General features: G+C 53.5%; 2 rRNA genes. Both read left to right on the forward strand.

The window, feature by feature from the left end:
* Positions 1–10: 10 nt before the first annotated feature.
* Positions 11–2,921, forward strand: a 23S ribosomal RNA gene (locus tag KLP40_RS20960).
* A 98-nt stretch (positions 2,922–3,019) separates the two neighbouring features.
* Positions 3,020–3,131 (forward strand): 5S ribosomal RNA (rrf, locus tag KLP40_RS20965).
* Positions 3,132–3,138: the final 7 nt, after the last annotated feature.

A 3,138-nucleotide genomic window follows, 5' to 3' on the forward strand; every position in this document is an offset into this window, starting at 1 on the left:
TGGCCTCTACCGAGAAGTAGAAAAGGGCACACGGGGGATGCCTAGGCTCTCAGAGGCGATGAAGGACGTGATAAGCTGCGAAAAGCTGCGGGGATCGGCACATACGAATTGATCCGCAGGTATCCGAATGGGGCAACCCACTGGTTTGAAGAACCAGGGCTTACGCTTTTTAGAAGCGTAAGGGCAAACCCGGGGAACTGAAACATCTAAGTACCCGGAGGAAAAGAAAATAACCATGATTCCCCAAGTAGTGGCGAGCGAACGGGGAGGAGCCCAAACCCGGCTGGTTACGGCCAGCCGGGGGTTGTAGGACCTCAATATCTGATTACGTTACTTTAGCCGAACGACATGGGAAGGTCGATCACAGAGGGTGAGAATCCCGTAGGCGAGCTGGTACTGTACGGTAGAGGATTCCTGAGTAGGGCGGGGCCGGAGAAACCCCGTCTGAATCCAGCGGCACCATCCGCTAAGGCTACATACTCCTGAGAGACCGATAGTGAACTAGTACCGTGAGGGAAAGGTGAAAAGAACCGGGAATACCGGAGTGAAAAGAACCTGAAACCGTGTGCTTACAAGCAGTTAGAGCCTTTTAGTGGGGTGATAGCGTGCCTTTTGCATAATGAGCCTACGAGTTACTCCTCTCTGGCAAGGTTAAATGCTTGGAAGCATGGAGCCGCAGCGAAAGCGAGTCTGAACAGGGCGCAGAGTCAGAGGGGGTAGACGCGAAACTTTGTGATCTACCCTTGGGCAGGTTGAAGGTTGGGTAACACCAACTGGAGGACCGAACCAGTTTCCGTTGAAAAGGATTTGGATGACCTGAGGGTAGGGGTGAAAGGCCAATCAAACTGAGAAATAGCTCGTACTCCCCGAAATGTATTTAGGTACAGCGTCGGCGTTGAGTTACGTGGAGGTAGAGCTACCAATAGGACTAGGGGGTGTCATAGCCTACCGAATCCTGATGAACTCCGAATGCCACGTAATATAGCCGGCAGTGAGGCTTGGGGTGCTAAGGTCCCAGGCCGAGAGGGAAAGAACCCAGACCATCCGCTAAGGTCCCTAAATTCGGACTAAGTTGAACAAAGGAGGTCCACTTGCTTTGACAGCCAGGAGGTTGGCTTGGAAGCAGCCATTCCTTTAAAGAGTGCGTAACAGCTCACTGGTCGAGCGAGAGGGCATCGATAATACACGGGCATCAAGTCCGGTACCGAAGCGATGGATTTAACTTTCAATAGTTAAGTGGTAGGGGAGCATTCTAGTCAGCGGTGAAGCTGTATCGTCAGGTATGGTGGAGCGGCTAGAAAAGCAAATGTAGGCATGAGTAACGATAAAGGGGGTGAGAAACCCCCTCGCCGATAGACTAAGGTTTCCTGCTCAACGCTAATCGGAGCAGGGTTAGTCGGGACCTAAGGCTACGCCGAGAGGCTACGTCGATGGACAGCTGGTTGATATTCCAGCACTTATGAAGTGGAGTGATGCAGTGACGCAGAAGTGAAAGTACCGCGGGCGGACGGAAGTGCCCGTTAAAGCGTGTAGGTATAGGGACGGTAGTCAAGTACGCCGACTCTGCTGAAACGTGATAGTACCTAACGGCCTCGGCCAATGGGATAGTGTACCTAATCAGACTGCCAAGAAAACCTGCTAAGCGTTTACTGCTTTATAACCCGTACCGCAAACCGACACAGGTAGTCAAGGAGAGCATCCTGAGGCGCTCGAGTGAATCACGGCCAAGGAACTCGGCAAAATGGTCCTGTAACTTCGGGAGAAGGGACGCTTCCTCGTAGCAATACGAGAAGCCGCAGTGAAAAGGCCCAGGCGACTGTTTAACAAAAACACATGGCTTTGCGAACGCGTAAGCGGAAGTATAAGGCCTGACACCTGCCCGGTGCCGGAAGGTTAAGAGGGGAACTTAGTCGCAAGGCGAAGGTTTGAATCGAAGCCCCGGTAAACGGCGGCCGTAACTATAACGGTCCTAAGGTAGCGAAATTCCTTGTCGGGTAAGTTCCGACCTGCACGAATGGTGTAACGATCTGGGCGCTGTCTCAGCCGTGAGCTCGGTGAAATTGTAGTCTCGGTGAAGATGCCGAGTACCCGCCACGGGACGGAAAGACCCCGTGCACCTTTACTATAGGTTGACATTGCTGCTGGACAACACATGTGTAGGATAGGTGGGAGACTATGAGCCAGGGCCGCCAGGTCTTGGGGAGTCAACGTTGAAATACCACCCTTGTGTTGTTTGGCACCTAATCTGGAGACGGAGACAGTGTCTGCTGGGTAGTTTGACTGGGGTGGTCGCCTCCAAAAGAGTATCGGAGGCTTTCAAAGGTCCGCTCAGTACGCTTGGTAACCGTACGTAGAGCGCAATAGCAGAAGCGGGCTTGACTGTGAGGCCTACAAGCCGAGCAGGGTCGAAAGACGGATATAGTGATCCGGTGGTTCCGTATGGAAGGGCCATCGCTCAAAGGATAAAAGGTACGCCGGGGATAACAGGCTGATCTCCCCCAAGAGCTCATATCGACGGGGAGGTTTGGCACCTCGATGTCGGCTCGTCACGTCCTGGGGCTGGAGAAGGTCCCAAGGGTTCGGCTGTTCGCCGATTAAAGTGGCACGCGAGCTGGGTTCAGAACGTCGTGAGACAGTTCGGTCCCTATCTGTGGTGGGCGTAGGATATTTGACAGGACCTGACTTTAGTACGAGAGGACCGAGTTGGACCAGCCGCTCGTGTACCGGTTGTGACGCCAGTTGCAGTGCCGGGTAGCGACGCTGGGATGAGATAAGCGCTGAAAGCATCTAAGTGCGAAACTCACCTGAAGATGAGATATCCGTTAAGAAGAGCCGTGGGAGACGACCACGTTGATAGGCCCTAGGTGTAGAGTCCGAAATGGCACAGCCGAGGGGTACTAAGGGCTCGAACACTTCTGGTACAGCAAGAGCTCACCGCTTCTTTTTCTTAAGACTCTGCCTCTATGTCGAATTTCACAGCCGGTTGTGTGCGAACACGCACAACCTGTGCTGCACAGATAATGGTGGCTTTAGCCCGGGTGTTCACCTCTTCCCATTCCGAACAGAGTCGTTAAGCCCCGGAGCGCCTATGGTACTGCCTTCACCGGTGGGAGAGTCGGTCGCCGCCAACCTTATCTA

Origin of the sequence: Hymenobacter piscis (assembly GCF_018760735.1) — a bacterium.
Taxonomy (GTDB): Bacteria; Bacteroidota; Bacteroidia; order Cytophagales; family Hymenobacteraceae; genus Hymenobacter; species Hymenobacter piscis.